Genomic DNA, 26,748 nt, shown 5'->3' on the forward strand with positions numbered 1-26,748 from the left:
TTGGCGACGACGCGGCCGGCCTTCAGCGCGTACAGCCTGTGGCAGAAGGCGGCGGCCAGGTTCAGATCGTGCAGGGTGGCGACGGCGGCGATGCCCAGCCGGCGCACCAGGCGCAGCAGCGACAGCTGGTGGCGCAGGTCGAGGTGGTTGGTCGGTTCGTCCAGGATCAGCAGCTCCGGCCGCTGCGCCAGCGCCCGCGCCAGCAGCGCGCGCTGCTTTTCGCCGCCGGACAGGGTGGCGAAAGGCTGGTGTTGCTGCGCCGCCAGGCCCACCTGGGCCAGCGCGTCGTCGACGATGGCGTGGTCGGCGGCGCTGCCGCCGCGCAGCAGCGACTGATGCGGAATGCGGCCCATATCGGCCACCTCGCGCACGGTCAGGCCGAAGTCTTCCGGAAATTCCTGCAGCACCACCGCGACGCGGCGGGCGAAGGAAGCGGCGGACTGGCCCCAGATATCGGCGCCGTCGAGTTTGGCTTCGCCGGCCAGCGGCTTGTTGAAGCGGAAGGCGCAGCGCAGCGTGCTGGTTTTGCCGCTGCCGTTGGGGCCGATGACGCCGACGAACTCGCCGGGCCGGACGGTCAGCGCGATGCCGCGCAGCAGCCTGGCCTCAGGCGCGGTCGCGGCGTCGGGCGACCAATCCAGGCCGCATAGTTCCAATGCGCTCACCGGCTAGCTCCAGTGCGCGCCGGTGATGTCGCGCAGCAAGGCCACCACGCGCGGGCGGCTGGGGTGGTAGCCGATGAACACCAACTGCGCCTGGCGCGGCGCGGCCAGCGCTTCGTCGCGGCTCAGCTCGATGCGGCTGCGCACGCCCTGGGCCAGCAGCCGGCCGGGGCCTGCGGCGCAGGCGGCGAAGCCCTTGATCCTGAGCAGCGGCTCCTCGCGGGCGATGGCCTCCAGCGCCGCTGCCAGCTTATCTGCGTTTTGCGGCTCCTTGCTGCGGATCATGAACGATTGCCAACCCGGGTCCTGCTCGTGGAAATGCTTGTGGGTAGCCAGGCCGTGGCTGTGCGCGGCCTGGCCGCCGTGGCTGTGGCCGTCCAGCAAGGCCTGGTTGGCCAGCGGCCGCATCGCCAGCCCCGGCATGCTGGCCACCGGGCCGTAATGGCGGTGCGCGGCCGGCGAGGCCTCGTGCAGATGCAAGCCCAGCGTCAGCCGGGTGTCCAGCTTGGCTTCATAGGCCAGCTCGATGAAGCGGATCGACGGCGCCTGCTTGCGCACGCTTTCTTCCGCAGCCAGCAGTTGGTCGGCGGACAGCGCGTCTATCTTGTTCAGCACCACGATGTCGGCGTGGCCCAGCTGCTGGTCGAACAGCGCCGCCACCGCGTCGGCCTCGCCGCCGTCTCCGGCCGGGGCGAAGTGGCCGGCCAGCAGCAGCGGGGTGTCGACCACCGCCAGCGTGGCGTCCAGCACGAAATAAGGCGCCAGCGCCTCGCTTTGCAGCTGCGCCATCACCGCGCTGGGCAGGGCGAGGCCGGAGGTTTCGATCAGCACGTGGTCGATCTGCTGGCGGCGCTGCCACAGCGCCAGCATGGTGGGCAGGAAGTCGGCGTCGTCGTCGTAGGCCACCAGGCCGTTGGCGAGGTCGTGGATTTCCACGCCGCCGGCGTCGGCGTCGCGCAGCAGGCCGCCGTCTATCGACACCTCGCCGAACTCGTTGACCAGGATGGCCAGCCGGCGCTGCTTATTGTTTTCCAGCAGCTTGGACAGCAGCGTGGTCTTGCCGGCGCCGAGGAAGCCGGTCAGCACGGTGACGGGAAGGCGCGGCGCGCTCATGCTTGTTCTCCCTTGGGCAGGGCCGCCAGCAGCGAGGTGAAGTCGCCGAAGGCTTGCGGATAGTCCAGTTGCGGGCGGTCGATGACGATGAACGGGATGCCCAGCGCGGCGGCGGCCGCGGCCTTGGCGTCGAAGCCGCCTGCCTCGCCGCCGTCTTTGCTGATCACGCAGTCTATGCCCCAGTCGCGCCACAGCGCCTCGTTGGCGGCTTGCGAGAACGGGCCTTGCATCGCGCAGACGCGTGAGCGCGGAATGCCCAGGTCCAACGCCCGCTGCAAATGCTGCGGGTCAGGCGCCAGCCGCACGAACCATTGATGCTTCTGCTCCGCGTCGGCGGCGAGGAAGCGGTGCAGTTCCTTGCTGCCGGTGGCGAGGAAGATGCGGCTGCCCTTCGCCATCGCCAGCCTGGCGGCCGCGTCGCTGTCGGCGCAGCGGATGACGGGATGCGCGCTTGCGCTGGCCGGCCGTTCGTAGCGCAGATAGGGCAGGGCGAGCTCCTCGGCCAGCGCCATCAACTGCTGCGACATCTCGCTGGCGTAGGGGTGGGTGGCGTCGACGATGGCCGAAGCCTGGCTGCCGGACAGCAGCTCGCGGCGGCGCTCCACGCCCAGCCGGCCGCTGACGGTGGCGACGCCGGGCACGGCCTGCTGCGCCTGCTCGTTGCCGTAGTCGCTGGCGCTGCTGACCACCACCGCGCGGCCGGTTTCGGCGATGGCGCGGGACAGCGCGTTGCCGTCGCTGGTGCCGGAAAACACCCAGGCCGCGCCGGCGGGCTGCACGTCAGCTTTCACCGTGTCGCTGGTGCCCGCCCAGTTGAAGTAGCCGCGCGGGGTGAACATCCACTCGCGTTTGCGGCGGGTGAAGCGGTTGCCGATGACGATGCTGGTCAGCATGTCGAAGCGGCGGGTGCGTAGTTCGGCCAGGGTGACGATCTCCACAGCCTGGTCCTCGCGGTAGGCGTTGCGGACGATGCCGCACAGCGTCTCCGGCTTTTTGTGCTCCAGCATGATGTCCAGGATGCGGTACACGCCTTCCTGGCGCTGGCGGCTTTGCACGTTGTAGAACACCACCGCCAGGTCGGCCTGGGCGATGTGGCGGGCGCGGGTTTCGATCCACTCCCACGGGCACAGCAGGTCTGACAGGCTCAGCGTGGCGAAATCGTGCGACAGCGGCGCGCCGAGCAGCGACGCGCAGGAGTTGGCCGAGGTGATGCCGGGGATCAGTTGCACGTCGAACACATCGTCCTCGCGCATGTCCTCGTAAGCCAATGTGGCCATCGCGTAGACGCCGATGTCGCCGCTGGACAGCAGGGCCACGGTCTTGCCGGCGCGGGCTTCTTCCAGCGCCAGCTGCGCGCGTTCGCGCTCCTGGGTCAGCGGCAGGGTGCGGATGTCCTTGCCGGCGATCCACGGCTGCACCCAGGTCAGGTAGAGGTCGTAGGAGACGATCACGTCGCTCGCGGCCAGCGCCTGGCGGGCGAGGTCGGGGATCAGTTCGGCGCGGCCGGGGCCGACCGAGACGAGGTAGAGTTTGCCGGTCATTCTGTCAGTTATCCATTTGTTGCGTAGGGCGGAAGCCTCGGCGGGGTCGGGGCTTCCGCCGATTTTTGTCATCGTCAGAGGGAAGGGGCTTGCTTCAGTTTCACTTACTTATGTGTATTGGAATGAAGACGCATGGCTGTTCGAGATCTTATTTAGCAATAAAACGTATACGAGCATGATTCTCATGCTCTTGGTGTGGTATTGTAAGCTTCGTATAATAATCTGAGAGCGGATCATGGTTTTTTCTGGAGACTACATAATCTCATTTTCAATTTTTATTTCAGCATGCTTGGTTAGTAACTTTGCTAGTGCTGTTGAGTCATGTCCATTTCCAGTTGGGCTACAAGCATCGGTAGGTGTTGCAAGTGAAGCTATATATTCTAAAAATAAAGGAATTAAAAAAGAAGATCTTTTGGCAAAAGTGCCAATGGCAACATCGGATAATGTTTGGTTGCGTGCACTCATGCAAGAAGTCATAAATGAAGTTTATGATTATCCAGCTGTTTCGGAAGTGGTTTACTCCACGTATAGGGGAGAGCTTTGTTTTCAGAAAATTAAAAATCCCCAGAAGCTAGTTGAATCAAACTACACGCAGGCTTACCCCTTGCTTGTTTCTTGTGAGGCAATAAAAGATGAGCATGGGCAGAGAAAGTGTGCAATGCAAGTTGTGAGTAAAACAGTAAGGCTGTCTGATTAATCGCAGATAATTGCTGATATGGTTTTATATGCGTTATCCGCGGGAAAGGCGGAACAATTCCTTGGAGCTTCCGTCCTACCACGGCCCATCCTCCACTATCGCCACCGTCACCCCATCCAATGCCATCTTGGGTATGATCAGCCTCCCCCGCGGGCTGGCGATCAGCGCGCAGGGCTCGCACACGCCGTCCACGCCGACGTTCCGGCGCACCCAGTCCGACGGCGTGCCGGTCCAGCCGCGGGCGGCGACGTCTTCGCGGGCGATGACGCGCAGCGGCAGCGCGTGACGGGCGCAGAATGCCAACAGGCCTTCTTCGTCGGCCTTCAGGTCTATGGTCGCCGCTTCGCGCACCTCGGACAGCGGTCGGCCGGCCAAGGCCTGCAATACCGCTTGTTCGATGGCTTCGGCGCTTTTGCCGCGGCGGCAGCCGATTCCCAGCGTCAGCGGCTTGATCGCTTCTGTCGCGGTGGTGACGGCCGGCACCGCGCCGGTCAGCCGCGCGGTTTCATAAGCGAGGTCATTGGCGCCGCCTTCGTGGCCGGACAACAGCGGGATGGCGAAGCGGGCGGCTTCGTCCATCACCACCACCGCCGGGTCGCTGTATTTGCTTTGCGGCAGGCCGTCCAGGTAGCGCACGGCGATGCCGCTGGCCATCACCAGCACCCAGTGGCTGTGCGCGTGGAAGGCGGCGCGGAATTGCTCGCGGCCGCTGGCGCCGGACTGCAGCCATGGCTGGTACAGCCGGGCGTCCAGCGCCGCCGCTAGCTTCCGGCCCAAGGGCAGCGCCTCGGCGCGCACCAGCCACACGGCGCGGCTCATGCCTGGTTTTCTTTCTGGCGGCTGGCCCGCTTGGTCTTGCGCTCGTCGCCGTCGCGGAAGATGTGGGTGAAGCCGGCCGCGTACAGGCTGGATTCGACGCCGCCTTCGCGCGACAGCGCCTCGCCCACCAACAGCAGCGTGGTCAGCAGCCAGTCTTTCTGCTTCACCTCGGACAGCATCTTGCCCAGCGTGGAGCGGTGGACGGATTGGTCCGGCCAGCTGGCGCGGCGCACCAGCGCCACCGGGGTGCTGGGCGGGTAGTGCAGCGACAGGTCGACGACGGTCTGTTTCAGCCGCTGGCCGGATAGGAAGATGCACATCGTCGCGCGGTGGGATGCAAAGCTGGCGATGGATTCCGTCTCCGGCACCGCGCTGGCGCGGCCGCTGGTGCGGGTGAGGATGATGGATTGCGACACCTCGGGCCGGGTCAGTTCGCTGCCCAATGCGGCGGCGGCGGCGGTGAACGAGGACACGCCGGGGACGACCTCATATTTGATGCCCAGCGCTTCCAGCCGGCGCATCTGTTCGTTGGTGGCACCGTAGATGGCCGGGTCGCCGGAGTGCAGCCGCGCCACGTCTTTGTCCTCGGCCTGGGCGCGGCGGTACAGCGCTTCCTGCTGGTCCAGGTTCAGCTCGGCGGTGTCGTGGATTTCGGCGTCCGGGCGGCAGTGGCTGAGCATTTCGGCCGGCACCAGCGAGCCGGCGTACAGCACCATGGGGGCGGCGCCCAACAGGCGGCTGCCGCGCAAGGTGATCAGGTCGGCGGCGCCGGGGCCGGCGCCGATGAAATACACTTTCATGAATGGCGTCTTTCTCTGGCTGTCTTGCGGACCAGCATGGTGGCGAGGTAGCCGCTGGCGTCGGCCGTCAATTGCGAGGCGTCGGCGCACAGCACTTCCCCGGGCAGGCCGATGCGGCGGGCGAAGGCGCACAGCTGGGCGATGCCCATCTCGTTCAGCAGCGCCAGCACGTCGGGCAGCCGCTTGCCTATCTTCATCAGCACCACGATGTCGTTGGCTTCGATGTCGGCGCGCAGCGTTCCCATATCGTCGGGACAGGGCAGGATCAGCATGCGTTCCTTGCCTTCGCCCAGCGGCCAGGACAGCGCCGACGCGGTGGCGGCGAAGCTGGTGACGCCGGGGAAGGTCTGCGTCTCCAGCTGCGGCAACATTTCGCGCAGCGCCGCCAGCAGGTAGCCATAAGTGGAATACGTCATCGAATCGCCTATGGTCAGGTAGGCGACGTTCCGGCCGGTTTTCAGTTCGGCGGCCAGTCGCTCGGCCAGCGCGCCGTAATGGCGCGACAGCGCGCCGCGGTCCGGATTCATTTCGAACTCGATTTCGCAAAAGCGGCTTTCGTCCAGCGCCAGTCCGGCCAGGCATTGCCGGGCGACGGAGGTGTCGCTGGAGGTGGCGCGCGGCAGGTAGACGATGTCAGCCTCGCGCAGCGCGGCCAGCGCCGCCACCGGAATCAAGCCGGCCGGTCCCGGCCCCACGCCTATGCCTATGAGCTTGCCCAGCTTCATGCGGCTTCTCCCAGCGGCGTGCCGTCCATGCTGAACAGCCGTACCGCCACCTGCCGCACGCTGGGCACCTTGGCCGCCATCCGCGCCGCGGTGCGGCGTTCTATCTCCATCCAGTAGCCGCGCGCGTCCGGCTGGCTGCTCATGATCTGCACTACGTTCTCCACGGTATTCGCTTGTTTGATTTGCGCCACCAGTTCGGGCGCATGGCCCAGGTCGGCGGCGACGCCGGCGACGGCGTCCATCGCCATGCCGCTCTTGCCGGAGTGGGTGTCCCACACGCCGTCCAGCAGCTTGGCGATCTTGCCGGGGTGGCCCAGCACCCACAGCGTGTTGAGGATGCGGCCCTGTTCGATCAGCACCGACTCGGCGAAGTCCAGCGAGTCGCCGACGAAGTTGGCGATCTGCACCACCTGCTTTTTTTCCAGCCCCAGCGTGTCGGCGGCGTAGCCGCGGCCTATCTTGCCGGGGGTGAAGGCGATGGCAGTCGGCAGCTCGCCCAGCGCCACCCGCACATAGACCTCGATCGATGCGATCCACGCCGCCTGCGACATCGGCTCGACGATGCCGCTGGTGCCCAGGATCGAGATGCCGCCGACGATGCCCAGCATCGGGTTGAAGGTGCGCTTGGCGATCTTGTCGCCGTCGACGCAGCCTATCGCCAGGTCGATGCCGGGGTCGGGCCGGCCGGCCAACACTTCGTCCACCGCCATCCGCATCATTTGCCGCGGCACCGGGTTGATCGCCGGCTCGCCGGGCGGGATGCGCAGGCCGGGCTGGGTGACCATGCCGACGCCGGGCGCGGCCAGGAAGCGCAGCGCGCCGGTGTGGTTCAACTTCACCTCGGCGAAGATCGTCGCGCCGTCGGTGTTGTCGGGGTCGTCGCCGGCGTACTTCAGCACTTCGGCGCGTACGGTGTTTTCGTCCAGCCAGGCCACGCGTTCTACCGGCACCTCCAGGTAAAAGTCCGGGTCCGGCAGGCTGATGAAGACCTCGTCGGCGTCCACGCCGTCCAGCAACAGCATCAGCGCCGCCTTGACGGCGGCGGTGGCGCAGCTGCCGGTGGTGCGGCCGCGGCGCATGCCGTTGGGCGCGGGGGCGGCGAGGTCGTAGGGCTGACGCACCGGGCTCATTCTTCCCGTTGCTGTTGCTGATGGACGTGTTCGATCGCGTCTATCATCAGCGCGTTGACCACGGTGGCCGCCCACGGCGAGCCGCCGCGGGTGCCGCGGTTGGTGATGCGCGGCACTTGCAGCAGCGCGCGCAGCTCTTCCTTGCATTCGCGGGTGCCGACGAAGCCCACCGGCAGGCCGACGACCAACTGCGGCCGCCAGCCGTGCTCGCGCACCAGCCGCACCACTTCGCGGATCGCGGTCGGCGCGTCGCCTATCGCCACCACGCAGTCGTTGCCGAATTTCTGCCACGCCCGGCGGATGCCGGCGGCGGAGCGGGTGAGGCCGCTGGCTTCGGCCAAGAGCCGGGTTTCCTCGTCGTGCACGCCGCACCAGGTTTCCACTTCCAGCTGGCGCAGCACCTCGCGCTTGAGGCCGGTTTCCACCATGGTGACGTCGGTGACCACGCGGCGGCAGCGCAGCAGCGCGCGCATGCCGGTTTCGCAGGCGCCGGCCGAGAAAAACAGATCGTCCACGCTGTTGAAATCGCCGGTGGTGTGCACCAGCCGCATCAGCGCGGTGCGCTGTTCGGTTGGGAAGGCCGACCAGTCGCGGCCTTCGGCTATGATGCGCATGCTTTCGGCTTCGATAGGATGCGGGGTGTAGCGTTTCCAGGCCGGCGGCTGATTGGCGGCAGGCTCGCGCTCCAGCAGGCCGCGCACCTTGCCGTGGTGGCCGCGCTGCGGCTCGCCCACCTGCTGCTCGAAGCCGACGATCTGCACCCGGTACTTGCATAGCGCGCAGTTCATCGCCGCGCGGCCTTCCACGCCTTCCTGCGCTCGTTCCAGGAACACCTCGGCCACTTGGGCATCCGGGCCCAGGTAGCCGGCGCTCAGCACCTCGATTTCCGGATGGCGCGCCGCCAGGTCCGCCGCCGCGCCGTAGATGCGCTTGACCAGCACGCCGTCGAACAGGAAGTAGGGCAGCACCACGATGCGGCGGTAGCCCAGCATGGCGGCGGCGCGCAGGCCATCGGCCACCAGCGGTTTGGCGGTGCCGGAATAGCAGACGAAGGAGGCGGCGAAGCCCAGGCCTTCTTCCAGTATCCGCGCGAGCTTGGAGATTTCGGAATTGGCGTCCGGGTCCGAGGTGCCGCGGCCGACGACGACCAGACAGGCGTCATTGCGCGAGATGGTCTGCGGCGACGCGGCCTCGGCCTCGACGATGCGCTGGCGGCACAGCGCCAGCAGCCGCGGATGGAGGTCCAGCGCCGCGCCGAAGTGAAAAGCGATGCCGGGATGCGCCTGCTGCAGCGCCAATAGCTCGCTGGGCATGTCGTTCTTGGCATGGGTGGCGGCCAAGAGCACGCCGGGCACCATCACCACCGTCTTGGCGCCAGCGGCGATCACCTGGTCAACTGCCTCGTCTATGGTCGGGTGGGCGAACTCCAGAAAACCGTGGGCGACGGGGCGCACGCCGGCGCGCGCCTTCAGCGCGTCCACCAGCTGCATGAACTCGTTGACCCCGTCCGGGTCGCGGCTGCCGTGGCCGGCCAATACGATGGCGTAGTCTTGCGCGCTCATTTGTGGGGCGGCTCGATCTGGCTGTCCATCGGCGCGAGCGTGCGGATCAGCATGATGCTCATGTCGGAGAAGCGCTGCGCTGCGCACTCGGCCAGCGTGCCGCGCCATTCCGCCTCGTTACGGGTCAGGTTTTCCCATACTTCCACCGGCTGGCCGGCTGGGATGTCGTTTTCCAGCAGGTAGGTGGCGATGTGCCAGGGCATGAAGGAGCGCGCCTCGTCCCAGGGGCAAGGGATCACGATGGCGTTGCGGCCGTCTTGAAGCACGTGAACCAGGTGGCGCTTGAACGGGGTCAGGTCGCCGCGGCGGTGGAAGGTGATGAAGCTGGTTTCGTCGAAGCACACCTTGCCGCGCGAGGCCAGGATCTGCGCCGACGAGATGCCGGGTATCGTTTCCACCGGGTGGCCGCAGGCGCGCTCCACCCGCTCCAGGTACTGGAAGCCGCTGAAGTGGATGTCGCCCATGAACACCACCACGCACTTTTTGCCGGCATGGTGGCGCTCGGCGACGATGTCCAGCTGGGCCACCTGGTCGCGGTAGCCCATCTGGATCACTTCGGCGCTGTCCGGGATCAGCGGGCGGACCACGTCCACCACCGCGTTGAAGCCAGCCACCACGTCGGCCTCGCGTATCAGTTGGGCCGAGCGCTGCGGCAGGTAGCCGATGTCGCCGGGGCCGGCGCCTATGCAGATGATCATGCGTATTCCTTGCTTGTTTCATTGGCGGCGGACGGACTACAGGACGCCAGCGCCACCGTCGGTCCGATGACGATCAGCGCCGGGCTGTGGATGCCGGCCGCGTGCATGTCTTGTTCCAGCGTGTCCAGCGTGCTCAGCACTTGGCGCTGCTGCGGCAGCGTGCCGTTTTCAATCGCCGCCGCCGGGGTGTCGGGTTTCAGGCCGTGGCGCAGCAGTTCGGCGCGGATCCAGGGCAGCCGTTTGACGCCCATATAGATCACCAGCGTCATGCCGCTTTGCGCCAGCGCCTGCCAGTTGGGCTCGTCGCCGTCCTGGTGCGGGTGGCCGGAGACGAAACAAACGCCGTGGACGAAATGGCGATGGGTCAGCGGGATGCCCAGCGTGGCTGGCACCGCCAGGCCGGCGCTGAGGCCGTTGACGATTTCCACCTCGACGCCAGCCGCTTGCAGCGTCAGCATTTCCTCGCCGCCGCGGCCGAAGACGAAGGGGTCGCCGCCCTTGAGGCGCGCCACCGTCTTGCCGGCGCGGGCCTCGTCTATCATCCGCTGCTCGATGGCCGCCTGCGGTGTCGACGGGCAGCCGCCGCGCTTGCCTACCGGCACGATTTTGGCGTCCGGCCGCAACATCGTTCGGATGTCCGGATGGACCAGATCGTCGACTAGCGCCACATCGGCCAGTTGCAGGCAGCGCGCGGCCTTCAGCGTCAGCATGTCCAGGTCGCCGGGGCCGGCGCCTATCAGGTAAACCTTGCCCGTCATCTCAGCGGCCCAGTCTTTGTTGAATCGTCAATGTCAGCTGCTCGCCGGTGAGGGCGTCGCAAGCCAGGTATTCCGCGCCCAGCGCCTCGGCCAGCTCGCGGGCGCGGCCCAGGCGGACGAAGTCCTGCTCGGTGTCCAGCACCAGCGCCGGCACGCCGGCCAGCTGGCCGGCCAGGTCCAGCGCCTGCCGCCACGGGTCGCCGTCGCCATCCAGCGCCACATTGGCGCGGCCGTCGCTCAGGATCACCAGCAGTGGGGCCGGGCCGCCTAACTGGCGGGACAGCGTGTCGGCGGCCAGCGCCAGCGCGTGCGCCAGCGGCGTGCGGCCGCCGGTGGGCAGCTCGCGCAATGCCAGCTCGGCCTGTTCGACGCGGTTGCACGGCGGCAGCAGCAGTTCGGCCTGCTGGCCGCGGAAGGCGATCAGCGCCACTTGGTCGCGGCGGCGGTAGGCGTCTTCCAGCAGGCTCAGCACCGTGCCCTTGACCTGCTCCATCCGCTGGCGGGCGGCCATCGATCCGGACGCGTCGACGACCAGCAGGATCAGGTTGCCCTGCTTGGCGACGCGGACCTTGTCGTGCAGGTCGGCGCGGGTGACGGCGAAGTGATCCGGATCGCGCAAGATCGCGTGGCGCAGCGTGGCGTCCACCGCCAGCTGGGCCGGCTGCGGATTGGCCTCTGCGCGCACGTAATGGCCGCGCTGGCGGCTGGCGCCGTCGCTGCGGCGGCCGGCCGCATCGCCGGACGAGGGCGCCTGGACGCGGATGCGGGCGATGTCGCCGGCCGGCGCGGCGGCGAAGATTTGTTCCGAACCATGGCTGGCAGGATTCGGCTCCTGCTCGCCGTCGGCGTCCGGCGGCGGCTGGGTGTGATTCTGTTCCTGCGGAGAAGGAGGCGGCGGAGGGGGCGGGTTGGACGCCTGCCGCGTCATCTGCTCCAGCTTGTCCTGGTCCAGCCCGCTTTGCTCGAACGGTTTGCGGCGGCGGCGGTGCGGCAGCACCAGCCGGGCGGCGTCGCGGATGTCTTCGGCGCTGGCGTCGGCGCGGCCGTCCAGCGCGGCCAGCGCACGGGCGGCCTTGTTCAGCACGATGTCGGCGCGCAGGCTGCTGACGTCGAATTCGCAGCAGAGCTCGCTGACGAAGTGGAACAGGCTATCGCTGAGCCGGGTTTGCGGCAGCAGCGCGCGCGCGGCGGCGATGTTGGCGCGCAGCGCTTCGCTGTCGGTTTGCCATTGGGCGGCGAAGCCGGCTGGGTCGGCCTCGAAGGCCAGGCGGCGGCGCACCACCTCGGCGCGCAGGGCGGGCTCGCGCGGCGCGGCCACGTCCACCATCAGGCCGAAGCGGTCCAGCAACTGCGGCCGCAGATCGCCTTCCTCCTGGTTCATCGTGCCCAGCAACGTCACCCGCGCCGGGTGGCTGACCGCCAGGCCCTCGCGCTCGACGGTGTTGACGCCCATCGCGGCGGCGTCCAGCAGCACGTCCACCAGGTGGTCGGCCAGCAGATTCACTTCGTCGATGTAGAGCATGCCGCGGTGGGCCGCCGCCAACAGGCCGGGCTTGAACGCCTGCTTGCCGCCCTGCAGCGCCTTTTCGAAGTCCAGGCTGCCCAGCACGCGGTCCTCGGTGGCGCCCAGCGGCAGGTTGATGAAGGGCACCGGGCCGTCATGCAGCGCGCGCGCGTCGCCGGAGCACACCGGGCACAGCGGCAGCGGATGGTCGGGCTCGCAGTTGTAGCCGCAACCGGTCGCCCGGCGTATCGCCGGCAGCACGGCGGCCAGGCCGCGCGCGGCGGTGCTCTTGGCGCTGCCCTTGTCGCCGCGCACCAGCACGCCGCCGACGGTGGGGTCCACCGCGCAGATCAGCAGCGCCTGCTTCAGTTGCTCTTGGCCGACGATGGCGGCGAAGGGGTAGATCGGACTCATGCTTTGTTCTCTCCGCGCGCTTCCAGCAGCGCTTCGCTATCCAGATGCAGCTGTTGCAGGGCGGCCAGCGTGTCCGGGTCCGGCTCCGCCCACAGTTGGCGCTGCGCGGCTTCCAGCAGGCGGTCGGTGATGGCGTTCAGCGCCCACGGGTTGCTGTCGGCGAAGAACTGCTGCATCGCCGGGTCCAGCGCGTAGCTTTGCGCCAGTTGTTCATAGACCCAGTCGTCCACCACCTGGGCGGTGGCGTCGTAGCCGAACAGGTAATCGACGGTGGCGGTCAGCTCCAGCGCGCCCTTGTAGCCGTGCTTCTGGATGCCAGCGATCCACTTCGGGTTGGCCACCCGCGAGCGGAACACCCGCAGCACTTCCTCTTTCAGACCGCGCACGGCAGGCAGCTCCGGATTGTGGCTGTCGCCGAAGAAGGCGCGCGGCTGGTGGCCGCTGAGGCTGCGTATCGTCGCGATCATCCCGCCGTGGTATTGCAGGTAGTCGTCGCTGTCGAAGATGTCGTGTTCGCGGTTGTCCTGGTTGTGCAGGGCGACTTCCACGCCCGCCAGCCGATGGCGCAGCGCGTCGCGGGCGTCGGCGCCGTTGGCCTCGCGGCCGTAGGCGTAGCCGCCCCAGTTGACGTAGGCGGTGGCGAAATCGGCGTCGTTCTGCCAGTTCTGCTCGTTGATCAGCGGCAGGATGCCGGCGCCGTAGCTGCCCGGTTTGGCGCCGAACACGCGGTACAGCGATTGCGCGTCGGAGTCGGGCAGCTTGCCTAAGAGTTCGTTCTTCAGGTCGGCCAGGTAGTGCTTGCGCAGGAAGTTCTGCTCCGCCGGCTCGTCCAGCCGCGCCACGGTGTGCACCGCCTCGTCTACCAGCGCAATCAGGTGCGGGAAGGCGTCGCGGAAGAAGCCGCTGATGCGCACGGTGACGTCGATGCGCGGCCGGTCCAGCTCGGCCAAGGGGATCACTTCCAGGCCCTGCACGCGGCGGCTTTCCTGCTGCCAGCGCGGCTTGACGCCGAGCAGCGACAGGATTTCGGCGATGTCGTCGCCGTGGGTGCGCATCGCGCTGGTGCCCCACACGCTGATGGCCACCGATTCCGGATATTGGCCGGTTTCCTTCAGATGGCGGGCCAGCATCTCGCGCGCCAGGCCGTCGCCTATGCGCCAAGCGGCTTGCGACGGCAGGCTGCGCGGGTCCACCGAGTAGAAATTGCGGCCGGTGGGCAGGATGTGGGCCATGCCGCGCGTCGGCGCGCCGCTGGGGCCGGCCGGCACATAGCCGCCTTCCAGGCCGCGCAACAGGTTGTCTATCTCTTCGGCGGTGCGGGCGAGCTTGAGACACAGCTGGTCGCAGATGAAGTTCAGCACCCGTTCCAGATCGGCGTTCGGCTCGACGCCGGGCAGGATGTTTTCGACAGCGGCCGGGATGGCTGCGGCGTGGTAGCCGCGCGCGGCCAGCTCGGCGATCAGCGCGCGCGATAGTTTCATTACCGCGTCGTGCGCGTCGGCGCGGGTGACCAGCGGCTGGCCGGCCAATGCCTGCAAGGCGGCTGGCGTCTCGGAAAGGCGCTTGCCCTGGTCTTGCTGCCATAGGACCCAATCGCCCCCGCAGGCCGCCGCGACGCTGGCCGGCAGGCCGGGTATGGCCAGATTGGGCAGCCGGGTCAGCGCCAGCAGCATGTCGACCAGCGCCTCGCCCTGCGGCGCGTTGCCCAGCACGTGCAGGCCGTCGCGGATCTGCGCCGCGCCCAGCTCGCACAGATAGCCGTCTATGTCTTCGATCAGGTGGGCGACGTCGACGCCGTCCATCTTGGCCAGGCTCAGCGGCACGCCGTCTTCGTTCAGCGTGTCGTCCCAGTCGTGGTCATGGTCGTGGTGGTCGTGGCCGTGATGATCGTGATGGTGGTCATGGTGATGGCCGTGGTCGCCATGATGGTGATGATGGCGACCATGGTCGTGGCCGTGCGCGGCCTTGGCCGGGCGGTATTTCGCCGCAGCGGCCGTCGCCGGCTTCATCGCGGCCGCCGGCTTGGCTGCCTGCGGCCGGTACTTGCCGTGGACGGCGGCGGGCGCGCGCTGATGGCCGCCATGCGGATGATCGTGGCCATGGTCGTGATCGTGATGATGCTCGTGCTCATGCCCGTGATCGTGGTCATGGTCGTGCTTCAGCATCGCCGCCAGGTCGGTGTCGAGCTTGGCTTCCTTGATCAGGTCCCAGATCTGCTGCTGCAGCAGCGGCAGTTTGTTTGGGTCCAGCAGCTCCACCTGGTAGTACTCGTCCACCAGCTGGGTCAGCTGCGCCAGCGGGCCGTAGCTGTCGGCGGTGGTCATCGTCGGCGTCAGGTGGTCGATGATCACCGCGTGGCCGCGGCGCTTGGCTTGCGAGCCTTCGCCCGGATCGTTGACGATGAAGGGGTAGAACAGAGGCATGTCGCCCAGCAGCGCGTCCGGGAAGCAGTTCTGCGACAGGCCCACGCCCTTGCCCGGCAGCCATTCCAGCGTGCCGTGCTTGCCGACGTGGACGATGGCGTCGGCTCGCCAGTCGTCGCGCAGCCAGCGGTACAGCGCGTAGTAGTGGTGGGTGGGCGGCAGGTCCGGGGTGTGGTAGATGGCGTCCGGGTCCATGCCGTAGCCGCGCGGCGGCTGCAGCGCGACGAAGACATTGCCGTAATCCAGGCCGGAAAATACCAGTTCGTCGCCGTCGACGTAGGCGCCGCCCGGCGGCTGGCCCCAGCGTTGCAGCATCTTGTCGCGCAGCGCGTCGGGCAGCTCGTCGAACCAGGCCTGGTAGCGCTTGGCCGGCACGCGGGCGGCGGCGTTCCGCATCTGCTCGGCGCTCAGATAGTCCTGGTCGTAAGCGCCGCGGTCTATCAGCTCGTGCATCAGCGCGTCGCTGTCTGGCGGCAGCTCCGCCATTTGGTAGCCGCGCGTCTGCATGCCGCGCAGCATCGCATAGAGAGATGCCGGCGAGTCCAGCCCCACCGCGTTGCCTATCTGTGAGGCCTTGCTGTTGGAGTTGGTGAAGATGAAGGCGATGCGCTTGTCGGCATTGGGCACATGGCGCAGCCGCGCCAGCCGGGCGGCGATGCCGGCCAGGCGGCGGGCGCGGTCAGGCAAGGGCGCGTATTGCTCGGCCTGGCCGGCTTCCGCCGGCTGCTTGAAGCTCAGCGGCACGCCGATGATGCGGCCGTCGAATTCCGGCAGCGCCACATTCATCGCGGTGTCCAGCGGGTTGAAGCCGCGGTCGGACGCTTCCCACTGTTCGCGGGTCATGCTGCTGGTGATCGCCTGCAGCACCGGCAGGTCCAGCTGGTCCGACGCCTCCACCGCCCAGCCAGGTTGGGTGGGGCCGTCGTTGTTGATGTCGCCCATCGCGAACGAGGTTGTATTGATCAGCAAGGACACCTGGGCGCGCGGGTCGGCCAATAGCGCCAGCGCCGCCGGCAACCCGTCTTGAGCGATGGTCCGCAAGGACGAGGTGAACACCGGCAGCGCGTTGACGCCGCGTTCGGCCAGGCAATCCACCAGCAGGTCGATGAAGCGGGTGTTGCCGGACAACCAATGGGCGCGGTAGAAGCACAGGCCCACGGTCGGCCAGTCCGGGTTGCGGATGCCAAGCCAGTCGTCGAGCGAGCAGGGCGCAGCCAGCTCCGGGTGGTAGACGCCGTGCTCTGGCAGCGGCTGCGGGCTCAGGTAGCCGAAGCCGGTCAGCAGCAGCCGGTCGGCCAGGCAGCGCATCATCTCGCCCAAGTTGGCGCTGCCGCCTGCCTGCAGATAGGCGTGGACATCCTGCTGCAGCGATACCGGCGCGCTGCATAGCGCTTGCAATTCCGGGTCCGGCTCGCCGGTGCCGCTGACCACGATGACCGCAGCCTGCAGCCGGCGGGCGTGGGCCAGTAGCCGCTCCAGGCCGGGTATCGCGTCGGCGCGGCCCAGCACGCGCAGCACGATAGCGCGGGCGCTGGCAAGCTGGCCGTCCAGCAGCGCCTGCATCGCCGCCTCGTCGGCCAGGCTTTGCAGCGCGATGCCGGCGACCGCGGGGAAATCCTCAGGCCAGCGCGCGCGCGACAGCGCGGCGAGGTCGGTGCCGGCATGACTTAACAAGGCAATTTTGGCGCTCATGCCTGGGTCTCCGGGGCGATGTCGCCGATGCCGGTTTTATGGAAGATTAATTCTTCGACAGGCGAGCCATCGCGCAGATGCTGGCAGACGATGCGCTCGACGTCGGCTTCGCTGACTTTGCGATACCAGACGCCGTCCGGGTACACCACCATCACCGGACCCTCCTTGCACACGGCGAAGCAGTGGCTGCGGGTGCGTTTGGCGCGCAGGCCTTCGCAGGCGTCTATCGTGCGGCCCAGGTGCAGAAACATCGCTTCCGAGCCCTCGCCGTCAGGGGTGCAGCGTGAGCCGGTGCACATCAGCACGTGTTTGTCGTGCGTTCTCATTGCGCCTCCGGGACCAGTTGGTCGAAGCGCTTCCACTTGTAGATGGCGGCGGAAGCGAGCCAGGTGAACAGGAACACGCCGACCACGAAATAGCCGAAATGGGCCAGATTGTCGTTGAGCGCGGCGATCCAGTCCCAGAAAGCGCCGGTCAGCTGCAGCTTGTCTACCAGCAGGCCCAGGCCTTCCAGCCCGCCTATGCCGACGGCGACCACGACCGAGACGAAGGTAATGGTCAGGTTGTACCAGAGCTTGCGCACCGGATTGATGAAGGCCCAGCCGTACACTTCCACCATCATCATGCTGTCCAGCGTGTCCACCAGCGCCATGCCGGCAGCGAACAGCACCGGGAATACCATGATGTGCCACAGCGCCACGCCGTGGGCGCTTTGCGAGGTGGCGATGGCGAACAGGCCGATTTCGGTGGCGGTGTCGAAGCCGAGGCCGAATAAAAAGCCGATGGGCAGCATGTGCCAGCTCTTGCTCACCATCTTGAACAGCGGGCGCAGCAGGCGCGCGATCAGGCCGCGGTTGTTCAACAGCAGATTCAATTGTTCATCGCAGATGGCTTCGCCGGCGCGGGCGCGGCGGAAGGCCCCCCACACCGCGCGCAGGGACGACAGGTTGATCAGGGCCAGGGTCAGCAGGAAGAAGGCCGACACGCTGGTGCCGATGACGCCGCCTATCTCCTTGAAGCCGGTGACGCGGCTTTGCAGCGCGCTGGCGGCGAACACGATCAGCGCGACGGCGATGACGACCACCGCCGAGTGGCCGATGGAAAAGAACAGCCCCACCGCCGAAGGGTGGCGGCCTTCCTGCATCAGCTTGCGTACGGTGTTGTCGATAGCGGCGATATGGTCGGCGTCCACCGCATGGCGCAGGCCGAACAGATAAGCGAGCAGGGCGGTGGCGAGCTGGGCGGGATGATCGGAGAAGGCGGTGAGCGCCCAGGCCCAGGCCAGCAGGTTGGCAAGGATCAGCCCGGCGAGAATGGGAGCGTGGCGCGCCAGACGGCGGCCCGCGGACAGCGTGGTGGATGGATGCATGGTGCCCTCGTAGACGATACTCGTCGCGCAAGCGAGGGCACATCATTCCGTCTGCTATCTATGACCGGAGCTTGTGCGTATCCCCCGGTACACCCCGCCCGGTTTTGCTTGCGTCGACACGTTCGACGGCCGGTCTCCTGGCTTGCGCGTCGCGGCCCGGTCGCCGCCTTCCCGGCCGGTTAAGGCCAGTGGCGTCAGGCGTGGGCTCTGCGCTTACAGTTGCGGGGGCAGCCGCGGTATCGCACCGCGTTCCCGTTTCACCCTCAAGGGGCACCGTCATAGTTGGACTGGATGATACGTGACAAAAACAAAGCTGTGAACATCGAGATTATGGATTACTGTAAGCCCCAATCCGCCAGCGCCTGTTCCAATCGTATCCAGTCCGAGTCGTCCTTGGGCAAACCGAAGCGCAGGCTGGCAGGAGACTCGAAATAACGGGTGAGAATGCCGCGGCCAGCTAGGTAGCGGTGAATCGACAGGCCGCTGTCACCTGGCACCCACTGGAAAAGCTCGCACCCGCCGGCTGGGGCCAAGCCATGCCTCTCAAGGCAGCGCTTAAGCCGGGCGCAGTCACGCTGTAACTTGCCGCGCATGGCGTGTTGCCATTCCGCGTCTCGCAGCGCCAGCTTAACGGCCTCCCGCGTGGGGCCCGCCATATTCCATGGTCCCAACTCCTCCGCCAGCGCGCGCAGCAGTTCTTGCCAGGCAAACACGAATCCGGCGCGCGCGCCTGCGAGCCCAAAAAACTTGCCAACCGATCGCAGCACAATCAGTCCTGGCTTGCCGATGTGGGGCAGCATGCTGTATTCGGGCGAAGTGTCGATAAACGCTTCATCCACGACTAGCCAGCCCCCTCTGGCGGCTAAGCATTGCCGCCAGTTTTCCAGTAGTAAGGGATCAAATCGGTCGCCGGTGGGATTGTTGGGATTGCAGAGTTGCACCACGTCCAATTGCTCGACCCCGGCAGCCAGCGCATCTGGCGCGAATCGCTCCACGTTGTGGCCACGCTTCTGCCAGTGATAAGGATGTTCGGCGTAGCACAGAGCAAGCATGCCGACTCGGCAGGGCGCGCGTAGCCGCGGCAGCAGCTGGATAGCGGGTTGAGAGCCTGCTACTGCCAGCAATTGCCCGCATCCATAATATTCCGCCGCCGCCGCCTCCAACCCGTCATGGTTTTGCGGCAGGCGCAGCCAACTGTCTGGCGACAGCGGCGGCACTGGCCAGCCATTGGGGTTTACGCCGGTGGAAAGGTCCAACCAGTCTCCAGGCGGAATGCCGTATTCCGCGGCCGCGCGCAGCAGGCCGCCTCCGTGTTCAAGCATGGGTCGCTCCGATCAAGATGGCGGTCGTCAGCGACAGCGCTGCCCATAGCCACATGCCCCGCTGGACCAGCCGTACGGCGCGGCCGATGTCCGCCTGGGTCGGAGCGGGGCCGCAGCCCAATGGCGGGCGCTCCTTCCATTGGCCGTGATAGCGCGCGCCGCCGCCCAGGCTGACGCCCAGCGCGCCGGCGCCGGCGGCCATCACCGGGCCGGCGTTGGGGCTGTACCAGGTCGGCGCCTGGGTACGCCAGCAGCGCCAGCCGTCGGCGGCGTTGCCTAGCAGCAGATAGGTGAGGGCGGTCAATCGCGCCGGGACATAGTTCAATACGTCGTCGAAACGCGCGGCCGCCCAGCCGAAATGCAGATAGCGTTCATTCTTGTAGCCCCACATCGCGTCCAGCGTGTTGGACAGCCGGTACAGCACCGCGCCGGGGGCGCCCAGAACCAGGAACCAGAACAGCGCGGCGAAGATGGCGTCGCTACCATTTTCCAGCACCGACTCAATCGTCGCGCGCGCCACACCGGCTTCGTCCAGTTCGCTGGTGTCGCGGCTGACTATCCAGCCCACCCGTTCGCGGGCGAGCTGCAGGTCGCCATCAGCCAGCGCCTGTTGCACTCTCTTGGCGTGTTGTCCCAGGCTCTGCGCGCCGACGGCTAGGTACAGCAGGATAATCGGTGCGACGATACTCAGCAGTGCTTGTTCAGCCAGCGCCCAAGCCAGCAGGGTCAATGGCAGAATCAGCAGAGCGATGGCTACGGCGCCGCGCAGCCGCATGCGCCAGATCGGCTCGGCATCAGACTGTGCGGGGTAGGCCAGCCGCTCCATGGCTTTGACCAGCCGGCCAAAGCCGACCAGAGGATGCCAACGCGGCGGCTCGCCCAACAGGCGATCCAGCAGCAGCGCCAATGGCAGAAACAATGCGGAATTCAACTCGCAGCCCTATATAATGGCCGGCCGCCGTCTGCAATATCCAACATGCAAACATTGGGCGCTTTGGGCGGCCGGAATGAATCAAGCCGACATTCTAAGCCTTGTCGGCCATCCATGCGCAGGGAGATCGCCATGACCGCCAAAACCATCATGATCCAGGGGGCTACCTCCGATGCCGGCAAGAGCGCTTTGGCCACCGGCCTGTGCCGGCTGCTGGCCCGGCGCGGCTTTAGGGTGGCGCCGTTCAAGCCGCAAAACATGGCGCTCAACAGCGCCGTAACGGCGGACGGCGGCGAGATTGGCCGCTCACAGGCGGTGCAGGCCCAGGCCTGCGGCGTGGAGCCGCATACCGACATGAATCCTGTGTTGCTGAAGCCCAATAGCCATACCGGTTCCCAGGTCATCATTCAGGGGCGCGCCATCGGCAATATGGAGGCGCGCGGCTACCATGGTTACAAGCCGGTGGCGATGCGGGCGGTGCTGGAGTCGCATGCGCGGTTGGCCGCGCAGTACCAGTACATCGTCGCAGAGGGCGCTGGCAGCCCGGCCGAGATCAATCTGCGCGACGGCGACATCGCCAATATGGGTTTCGCCGAGGCGGTTGACTGCCCGGTGATTTTGGTGGCCGATATCGAGCGCGGCGGCGTGTTCGCCCATCTGGCCGGCACGCTGGCGTTGCTGTCCGAATCCGAGCGCGCGCGTGTCGTCGGGCTGGTGATCAACCGCTTCCGCGGCGATCCATCCTTGCTCAAAACCGGCGTCGACTGGCTGGAGAATCACACCGGCAAGCCGGTGCTGGGCGTGCTGCCGTATCTGTACGACCTGCATCTGGAGGCCGAGGACAGCATGGGGCTGGACAAGCCTGGCGGCGCATCGGGTGGCGGCGACAAGCTGCGCGTGATCGCGCCAGCGATGCCGCGCATCAGCAACCACACCGATTTCGACCCGCTGCGCCTGCACCCGCAGGTGGAGTTCGCTCTGGTGCGCGCCGGCCAGCCCATCCCGCCGGCTGACTTGATCATCTTGCCCGGCAGCAAGAGCGTGCGGGCGGACCTGGCCTGGCTTCGCGCGCAGGGCTGGGAGGAGGCGCTGCGCCGCCACCTGCGCTACGGCGGCAAAGTGCTGGGCATTTGCGGCGGCCTGCAGATGCTGGGCAAGAAGCTGCATGATCCGGATGGGCTGGAAGGCGTGCCGGGCAGCGGCGACGGCCTGGGCTGGCTGGACTTGGAAACCACGCTGGAGCCAGAGAAACGGCTGACGCGAATGCGCGGCCGGCTGACATTGGACGACGCCGAGGCGGTCGGCTACGAAATCCACATGGGGGTAAGCCGGGGGCCGGCCTTGGCCAGGCCCGCGGTGCGCTTTGACGATGGCTCTGCTGACGGCGCGCGCTCGGAAGACGACCAGATATTCGCCACCTATCTGCACGGCATGTTCGACGAGTCCGCCGCCTGCCAGGCTATCCTGCGCTGGGCGGGGCAGTCGGAGCCGGAGGCGCTGGACTACCCGGCGCTGCGCGAGGCCAATATCGACAAGCTGGCGGATATGTTGGAGAAGCATTTGGACCTGGGGCCTGTCATGCATGGAGGGTCTTAAATTTATGCCGGTGAGCTGCATCGTCGCGAAGTGGGAAAAGTTTCCAATATCCATCGCGCCGTAAACAACATAAAAAAGCGCCTCCCAGCCTCTGGATTTACCTGCATTTTTTTGGCAAGCATTCTATGCTGGGAAAGCATCCGAATGTTTCGTGTCGACGCGCGGCGACTTGGGGTGGCAAGGGTCTGCGCATGAGGGAGTGATACCATGAAACTGGACGATTTCAACGTGGTGGCCGATCTGATCGGCATGAAGAAGCGCTCGCGCGAGGCGGTGTGGCTGATGGAAGTGGAAGGCATGACCGGCTATTACGCCGCCCAGCAAATGGACATCAGCGAGTCCACGGTCTCCCGCGCGCATTCTCGTTTCCGTCGCGCCATCAAGCAGCTCAACACTTTGGCAGGGCATCTGCCCCTGCGCTGAATTTCCGTTCATTGCAGCCCATTGGCCCGAGGCGTGGTCTGCGCTTCGGGCCTTTTGTCGTTTAGAGCTTTCCAAGTGGCGATTGCAGCTGGATTGTGCGACGCAGAGCTTGGCATACTGATTGCACCCCATTCTTAAGCGAGGCGGCAATGGCGAAGCGGCATGGCATTGATCTTGGCAAGATGCGTGAGCTCCATCAGCGGGAGCGGGCGGACTTCCTGGCCCGAAGGCCGCGGGCGACGGCTTTGGCTGGGCAATCAGCCAGGCATTTGCTGTTTGGCGTGCCGCTGCACTGGATGGACGATTGGCCCACGCCCAGCCCTTTGTTTGTGGCTGAGGCGCAGGGCGCCCAATTGACGGATGTCGATGGCCATCGCTATGTCGATTTCTGTCTGGGCGACACCGGCGCGATGTTTGGCCACTCGCCGGCGCCGGTGGCGGCCGCGATCGCCTGCGAGTCGGCGCGCGGGCTTACCGCGATGTTGCCGGGCGAAGATGCCTTGTGGGTGGCCGGCGAGTTGGCGCAACGCTTCGGGCTGCCGGTGTGGCAGTTTGCGCTGTCCGCCAGCGATGCCAACCGTTTTGCCATCCGCTGGGCGCGCGCGGCAACCGGCAGGGATCAGATACTGGTATTCAATGGCTGTTACCACGGCACGGTGGACGATGTGTTCGTGGACCTGGAGGATGGCCAGGCGAAGCCGCGCGCCAGCCTGCTGGGCCAAGTGTATCCGCTGACCGAGCACACCCGGGTGGTGGAGTTCAATGACCTGGCCGTGCTGGAGCGGGCCTTGTCTGATGGCCGTGTCGCCTGCGTTTTGGCTGAGCCGGCGATGACCAATATCGGCATGGTATTGCCGGATCCGGACTACTGGCAGCAGGCGCAGGCCATCATGCGCCGTCACGGCAGCCTGCTGCTGTTGGACGAGACCCATACCATCAGCTGCGGACCCGGCGGTTTTACGGCTCTGCATGGCCTGCGGCCGGACCTGTTGGTGCTGGGCAAACCCTTGGCTGGCGGACTGCCTGCGGCGGCTTACGGCTTCAGCGCGGAGTTGGGGGAGCGGGCGCAGCAGGCCAAGCGGGACGCGCCGGCAGGCCATTCCGGCATTGGCACCACGCTTAGCGCCAATCGCCTGGCCTGCGCCGCGATGCGCGCCACTCTGGCCGAAGTGATGACCGACGATGCTTACCAGATCATGTTTGAGCGGGCGGAGCAGCTGGAGCGGGGGCTGCGCGAGCTGTTTGTCCGTTTCGATCTACCATGGTGCGTGACGCGGCTGGGCGCGCGCTGCGAGTTTCAGTTTGCCCACCGGCCCCCGCGCAACGGCAGCGAGGCCGCGGCAGGACAGGATACCGAGCTGGAACAGTGCATTCATCTGTATCTGTTGAACCGGGGACTGCTGATCACGCCGTTCCACAATATGCTGCTGCTCAGCCCGCATACCACGGCAGAAGACGTGGAGCGCTTGCTTGCGATGTTTGATGAGTGGCTTCGAGCCGTGCGCATGGCCTGATTTGTAGCAGGAGGGGCGGCTTCTGTTAATTTGCGTGTCATCGACATCGGAGGCTGAGAGGCCGATGGTATAACCACGCTATGAGGGGAGGTCGTCCCTGCTCGCGATAAAGTGAATGCCATGCGTTTCGCCATCACGCTTTCGGATCGCTTCAAGCCAGTGCTGGATGTTTTCATGCAGGCAGGTTGGCAGCCTATGAAGATTTTCTGCACGCCGGTTGACCATAGAGTGCACCACCACAAGGCATCGGTGACGTTTGCCGAGCAGCGCAAGCTGCCGCTGCAATTGTCGCCGATGACGGCGCGCGATTTGGAAGAGCTGGCCGAGATGGGTTGCGAGGCGCTGCTGGTCGGCAGCTACAACTGGCGTATTCCGGATTGGACGCCGTATTTGAAATACGCCGTCAATTTCCACCCATCGCCGCTGCCTTTGGGGCGCGGGCCGTACCCGCAGGTGCGGGCCTTGCTGGAGGGGCATAAGGAGTGGGGGCTGACCTGCCACAAGGTGGGGCCGGAGTTCGACACCGGCGACATCCTGGCGCAGGAGCGTTTTCCCCTGGGCGAAACCGACAGCCATCAGGTGCTGGACATCAAGTTGCAACTGGCCTTGCACCGGCTGTGCCACAAGGTGGCAAACCAGTTTGAGCGCTTGTGGGGCGAGGCCTCGCCTCAGGGCGATGGCGGCAGCTACTGGCCATTGTGGACTGATCAGGACAGGATGCTGGATTTCCAGCGCCCGACGGCGGCGCTGCTGCGGCAGATCCGCGCCTTTGGCGACTTCGAGTGCGCGGCGACTATCAACAACGTCACCATTTTCATTCACCGCGCCGAAGGTTGGGAGGAGACTCACCATTTCGCGCCGGGCAGTCTGATCTACTCCCAGGCGGAGCAGCTGCTGGTCGCCACGGCCGACGGCATGCTGCTGATCAGCGAGTGGAGTCTGTATGGACCGGATGCGGTGACAGGCAGAGGTCGGCGCTGATTTTACACATTTGGAATTTTTGTTGCGGCATTGCCGCGCGCTTGTCCTTTCTTGACATGCCGATTTGACCATTGCCGCCAGAGTGTTAAAAAATGTGAAACGCGACAGGGAATTGTCGCGTAATCAGTGAAATCGACTGAGGTCGGTTGCCAATCGCCGTTCGGACCCGCTCCGGCGGCGATTTGTTTTGGGAAGGCGCCGCGGGGCGCGCGGCGGGTTGGTGCTGGGGATATGTTCAGGATTGTGGTGGGCGTGGCGTGCATGCTGATGCTGGCTGGCGAGAGCCAGGGCGGCGTGGCGCGCTGGTATGCGGAGAGTTCGGCGCCGGTTCGTCAGGCATGCGCGTCTGTCGCATCATGCCGTGAGGCGCATGCATTGCCAGGCGCGGCAAGGCGGGAGGCTTCCGCGATAGTGGAAGATAATATGACGCAGTTGGCGGCGGCCAATGAGGTGATGTCGCGCAGCGAGAATATGCGGGATGCCAAGCGTTGGTTTGCGCTGGATCTATTGCTGCTGGGCGTGGGGGTGTTGTGTCTGCTGGGGTATTGCCGGCGCCTGCTGGGGCCGGAAGAAGACGAGATGTGTTGAGCCCCTAGACATCAAAACGGCGCCATCGTAAAGGATGGCGCCGTTTTCGTTTGCAGGCTTACAGTACTTCGCCGGCGTAGTCCGCCAGCCTGGAGCGCTCGCCGCGTTGCAGCGTGATGTGGGCGGAGTGGTCCCAGCCCTTGAAGCGGTCCACCACATAGGTCAGGCCGGAGCTGCCTTCGGTCAAATACGGCGTATCGATCTGGCTGACGTTGCCCAGGCATACCACCTTGGTGCCCGGTCCGGCGCGGGTGATCAGCGTCTTCATCTGCTTGGGCGTCAGGTTCTGCGCTTCGTCGATGATCAGGTACTTGTTGAGGAAGGTGCGGCCGCGCATGAAGTTGAGGCTCTTCACCTTGATGCGGCTGCGGATCAGGTCGCGGGTGGCGGCGCGGCCCCAGTCGCCGCCATCGTCGTCGCTCTTGTTGAGCACGTCCAGGTTGTCTTCCAGCGCGCCCATCCACGGCGCCATTTTTTCTTCCTCGGTGCCCGGCAGGAAGCCGATGTCCTCGCCCACCGGCACGGTGACGCGGGTCATGATGATTTCGCTGTAGATCTTCTGCTCCAGCGTCATCGCCAAACCCGCTGCCAGCGTCAGCAGCGTCTTGCCGGTGCCGGCCTGGCCCAGCAGCGAGACGAAGTCCACATTGGGGTCCATCAGCATGTTCAGCGCGAAATTCTGTTCGCGGTTGCGCGCGGTGATGCCCCATACGTTGTTCTTGTTGTGGCTGTAGTCCTTCAGCGTCTCCAGCACCGCGCTCTTGCCTTCCAGCTTGATCACGCGAGCCTGGAACGGGCGGTCGCCCTCCTGCCAGATCAGCTGGTTGACGTACAGGCTGACGACATCGGGGCCGGTCAGCTGGTAGTAGCTGCGGCCGTGCTCCTGCCACGATTTGATGTCCTTGCTGTTGCGTTCCCAGAAGGCCTGGTCGATTTCGCGCGTGCCGGTGTACAGCACGTCGGTGTCTTCCAGCACCTTGTCGTTGAAGTAGTCTTCCGCCTCCAGGCCCAGGGCGCGGGCCTTGATGCGCATATTGATGTCTTTGGACACCAGAATGACGGAACGGTCCTCATAATGGTCTTTCAAGGCCATCACGATGCCGAGGATCTGATTGTCGGCTTTGCCGACCGGCAGCGAGGAGGGGAGCGAGCCGTTGATGGCCTGGGTCTGCAGAATCAGGCGGCCGCTGGCGGCGTCGCGGCTGGCGTGCTTCAGCGGGATGCCGTCGCCGATGTTCAGTTCATTGCCGCTGAGGATGTCGTCAAGAAAGCGGCTGGCCTGGCGGGCGTTGCGCGCCACTTCGGACATGCCCTTCTTGTGGGTGTCCAGCTCTTCCAGGGTGATGATGGGGATGAACACATCGTGTTCTTCGAAGCGGTACAGACAGGTGGGGTCGTGCAACAGTACGTTGGTGTCCAGAACAAACAGCTTGCACGCGCTGGTCTTTTTGCGGCCGGCCATGATGTGGTCCCCTTGTTCGTGTTG

At 66.1% G+C, this 26,748-nt stretch carries 23 protein-coding genes and 1 riboswitch; of the genes, 6 read left to right on the top strand and 17 right to left on the bottom strand.

Features of this window, described 5'->3' with window-relative positions; translation table 11 throughout:
* From C2134_RS13435 to cobJ, 3 genes are all read right to left on the bottom strand, one after another.
* Positions 1-665: ABC transporter ATP-binding protein (locus C2134_RS13435; protein WP_233196446.1), on the bottom strand; the 665-nt coding region annotated here is incomplete at its 3' end.
* Between the two features lie 3 nt (positions 666-668).
* Positions 669-1,775, bottom strand: coding sequence for a CobW family GTP-binding protein (locus C2134_RS13440; RefSeq protein WP_103320688.1), 1,107 nt, complete (start codon positions 1,773-1,775; stop codon positions 669-671).
* A complete protein-coding gene (cobJ, locus tag C2134_RS13445) occupies positions 1,772-3,316 on the bottom strand; it encodes a precorrin-3B C(17)-methyltransferase (RefSeq protein WP_103320689.1) in 1,545 nt (514 codons plus the stop codon). Before cobJ ends, C2134_RS13440 begins: the two co-directional genes overlap by 4 nt.
* A 235-nt stretch (positions 3,317-3,551) precedes the next feature.
* Between cobJ and C2134_RS21260 the strand changes: the two genes are divergently transcribed.
* On the top strand, positions 3,552-4,013 hold the full coding sequence (locus C2134_RS21260; RefSeq protein ID WP_146042160.1) for a hypothetical protein: 462 nt from the start codon (positions 3,552-3,554) through the stop codon (positions 4,011-4,013).
* A gap of 75 nt (positions 4,014-4,088) precedes the next feature.
* Here C2134_RS21260 and C2134_RS13450 read toward each other — a convergent pair whose 3' ends face one another.
* The 13 genes from C2134_RS13450 to cbiB all read right to left on the bottom strand — a co-directional run bounded on the left by C2134_RS13450 (position 4,089) and on the right by cbiB (position 20,160).
* On the bottom strand, positions 4,089-4,832 hold the full coding sequence (locus tag C2134_RS13450) for a cobalamin biosynthesis protein (protein ID WP_103320690.1): 744 nt from the start codon (positions 4,830-4,832) through the stop codon (positions 4,089-4,091).
* Positions 4,829-5,632, bottom strand: a complete 804-nt coding sequence (gene cobM / locus C2134_RS13455) for a precorrin-4 C(11)-methyltransferase (RefSeq protein WP_103320691.1) — start codon at positions 5,630-5,632, stop codon at positions 4,829-4,831. Before cobM ends, C2134_RS13450 begins: the two co-directional genes overlap by 4 nt.
* Positions 5,629-6,357 carry a precorrin-2 C(20)-methyltransferase gene (cobI, locus tag C2134_RS13460; protein ID WP_103320692.1) on the bottom strand — a complete coding sequence of 243 codons (729 nt, stop codon included), beginning with the start codon at positions 6,355-6,357 and terminating at the stop codon, positions 5,629-5,631. Before cobI ends, cobM begins: the two co-directional genes overlap by 4 nt.
* Complete coding sequence (gene cbiD, locus C2134_RS13465; protein ID WP_103320693.1) at positions 6,354-7,487, bottom strand: cobalt-precorrin-5B (C(1))-methyltransferase CbiD; 1,134 nt, start codon at positions 7,485-7,487, stop codon at positions 6,354-6,356. The genes cobI and cbiD overlap by 4 nt, the downstream gene beginning before the upstream one ends.
* On the bottom strand, positions 7,484-9,049 hold the full coding sequence (locus C2134_RS13470; RefSeq protein WP_103320694.1) for a precorrin-8X methylmutase: 1,566 nt from the start codon (positions 9,047-9,049) through the stop codon (positions 7,484-7,486). The genes cbiD and C2134_RS13470 overlap by 4 nt, the downstream gene beginning before the upstream one ends.
* Complete coding sequence (locus C2134_RS13475) at positions 9,046-9,747, bottom strand: cobalt-precorrin-7 (C(5))-methyltransferase (protein ID WP_103320695.1); 702 nt, start codon at positions 9,745-9,747, stop codon at positions 9,046-9,048. The genes C2134_RS13470 and C2134_RS13475 overlap by 4 nt, the downstream gene beginning before the upstream one ends.
* Complete coding sequence (cobA, locus tag C2134_RS13480) at positions 9,744-10,505, bottom strand: uroporphyrinogen-III C-methyltransferase (RefSeq protein WP_103320696.1); 762 nt, start codon at positions 10,503-10,505, stop codon at positions 9,744-9,746. The genes C2134_RS13475 and cobA overlap by 4 nt, the downstream gene beginning before the upstream one ends.
* 1 nt (position 10,506) lies before the next feature.
* Entirely contained in the window at positions 10,507-12,423 is a 1,917-nt protein-coding gene (locus C2134_RS13485; protein WP_103320697.1) for a putative cobaltochelatase, read from the bottom strand.
* Entirely contained in the window at positions 12,420-16,538 is a 4,119-nt protein-coding gene (locus tag C2134_RS13490) for a cobaltochelatase subunit CobN (RefSeq protein ID WP_103320698.1), read from the bottom strand. The genes C2134_RS13485 and C2134_RS13490 overlap by 4 nt, the downstream gene beginning before the upstream one ends.
* Positions 16,535-16,864 carry a (2Fe-2S) ferredoxin domain-containing protein gene (locus tag C2134_RS13495; RefSeq protein ID WP_103320699.1) on the bottom strand — a complete coding sequence of 110 codons (330 nt, stop codon included), beginning with the start codon at positions 16,862-16,864 and terminating at the stop codon, positions 16,535-16,537. Before C2134_RS13495 ends, C2134_RS13490 begins: the two co-directional genes overlap by 4 nt.
* Positions 16,861-17,907 (bottom strand): HoxN/HupN/NixA family nickel/cobalt transporter, encoded by a 1,047-nt coding sequence (locus tag C2134_RS13500; protein ID WP_103320700.1) that lies wholly within the window; start codon positions 17,905-17,907, stop codon positions 16,861-16,863. The genes C2134_RS13495 and C2134_RS13500 overlap by 4 nt, the downstream gene beginning before the upstream one ends.
* Before the next feature lie 110 nt (positions 17,908-18,017).
* Positions 18,018-18,200: riboswitch (cobalamin riboswitch) on the bottom strand.
* A 42-nt stretch (positions 18,201-18,242) separates the two neighbouring features.
* Positions 18,243-19,229: a threonine-phosphate decarboxylase CobD gene (gene cobD / locus C2134_RS13505; protein ID WP_103320701.1), complete on the bottom strand. Its 987-nt coding sequence runs from the start codon at positions 19,227-19,229 to the stop codon at positions 18,243-18,245.
* Positions 19,222-20,160 carry an adenosylcobinamide-phosphate synthase CbiB gene (gene cbiB / locus C2134_RS13510; protein WP_103320702.1) on the bottom strand — a complete coding sequence of 313 codons (939 nt, stop codon included), beginning with the start codon at positions 20,158-20,160 and terminating at the stop codon, positions 19,222-19,224. Before cbiB ends, cobD begins: the two co-directional genes overlap by 8 nt.
* A gap of 132 nt (positions 20,161-20,292) precedes the next feature.
* Here cbiB and C2134_RS13515 point away from each other — a divergent pair, with 132 nt between their 5' ends.
* From C2134_RS13515 to C2134_RS21265, 5 genes are all read left to right on the top strand, one after another.
* Entirely contained in the window at positions 20,293-21,756 is a 1,464-nt protein-coding gene (locus tag C2134_RS13515; RefSeq protein ID WP_103320717.1) for a cobyric acid synthase, read from the top strand.
* Between the two features lie 207 nt (positions 21,757-21,963).
* The gene (locus C2134_RS13520; RefSeq protein ID WP_043628339.1) at positions 21,964-22,179 is read left to right on the top strand and encodes a sigma factor-like helix-turn-helix DNA-binding protein; all 216 of its coding nucleotides are present in this window, start codon (positions 21,964-21,966) and stop codon (positions 22,177-22,179) included.
* 149 nt (positions 22,180-22,328) lie between these two features.
* Complete coding sequence (locus C2134_RS13525; RefSeq protein ID WP_103320703.1) at positions 22,329-23,693, top strand: aspartate aminotransferase family protein; 1,365 nt, start codon at positions 22,329-22,331, stop codon at positions 23,691-23,693.
* Between the two features lie 120 nt (positions 23,694-23,813).
* Positions 23,814-24,674 carry a methionyl-tRNA formyltransferase gene (locus C2134_RS13530; protein WP_103320704.1) on the top strand — a complete coding sequence of 287 codons (861 nt, stop codon included), beginning with the start codon at positions 23,814-23,816 and terminating at the stop codon, positions 24,672-24,674.
* A gap of 231 nt (positions 24,675-24,905) precedes the next feature.
* A complete protein-coding gene (locus tag C2134_RS21265) occupies positions 24,906-25,262 on the top strand; it encodes a hypothetical protein (RefSeq protein WP_146042161.1) in 357 nt (118 codons plus the stop codon).
* A 58-nt stretch (positions 25,263-25,320) separates the two neighbouring features.
* On the opposite strand, the gene C2134_RS13535 is transcribed toward C2134_RS21265, so the two are convergent.
* Positions 25,321-26,724: a PhoH family protein gene (locus C2134_RS13535; RefSeq protein WP_103320705.1), complete on the bottom strand. Its 1,404-nt coding sequence runs from the start codon at positions 26,722-26,724 to the stop codon at positions 25,321-25,323.
* Between the last annotated feature and the right edge of the window lie 24 nt (positions 26,725-26,748).

It is taken from the genome of Chromobacterium sinusclupearum, from assembly GCF_002902845.1.
GTDB classification, from domain to species: Bacteria; Pseudomonadota; Gammaproteobacteria; order Burkholderiales; family Chromobacteriaceae; genus Chromobacterium; species Chromobacterium sinusclupearum.